This window comes from Microbacterium sp. K35 (genome assembly GCF_004794375.1).
Taxonomy (GTDB): domain Bacteria; phylum Actinomycetota; class Actinomycetes; order Actinomycetales; family Microbacteriaceae; genus Microbacterium; species Microbacterium sufflavum.
The window spans coordinates 1-675 of the sequence record NZ_SSDM01000276.1 but is presented as its reverse complement, the minus strand read 5'-3'; the positions used below and the strand labels follow the sequence as shown (position 1 = coordinate 675).

The following is a 675-nucleotide window of genomic DNA, read 5'->3' as shown; positions in this document are numbered from 1 at the left end:
GACGCTCTTCCGATCTAGCCACGTGCACCCGCGCGACCGCCGTCCCCGCGCGCAGCTGCACGTGGCTGGCGAACGCGCCGGTGAGGTCGCCGTGCACGCCCACCCTGTCGTGGCCGTACTTGCCCAGGTCGCGGCACTTCTGGGTGAGCCCGCGGCGGCAGCGGTCGCACGTGCCGCACGACACCGTGACCGACCACACCACGCGGTCGCCGAGACGCAGCGGGGCCCCGTCGGTCGCGTCCGCTCCGGCGTCACCGAGCGCGATGACCCGCCCCACGCTCTCGTGCCCGAGCACGAGCGGCGTGGGGGCCGCGCGCCGCCCTTGCACGGTGTGCACGTCGGAGCCGCAGATGGTCGACATCTCGACAGCGACCAGCACGTCGTGGTCGCCGAGGGCGACGCCGGGCACCGCGATGGTCTCGTGCGGGTGCCCGTCGCCGATCCACACCATGGCGGTGGCGGCGGGGCGCAGGGCGACGTCCCTCCGGTGACCGGGCGGGCGGATCAGCACGGTTCCCATGGCCGGATGCTCAGCGCGCGGAGACGGTGGGCAGCAGGTCGCGCTGGGCGAGCGCGCCGCGCAGGGCGGTGACGTCGGCGAGCACGGCGTGGGCTCCCGCGCCGCTCAGGGCTGCGCGGTCGTGCGCGCCGGTGAGCACGCCCGCGCAGCCCTGA

1 protein-coding gene is annotated in these 675 nt (G+C 76.0%); it reads right to left on the bottom strand.

The window, feature by feature from the left end; translation table 11 throughout:
- The coding region (locus DW299_RS10610; protein ID WP_168443118.1) for an alcohol dehydrogenase catalytic domain-containing protein at positions 1 to 520 on the bottom strand (520 nt) is incomplete at its 3' end.
- Positions 521 to 675 lie beyond the last annotated feature (155 nt).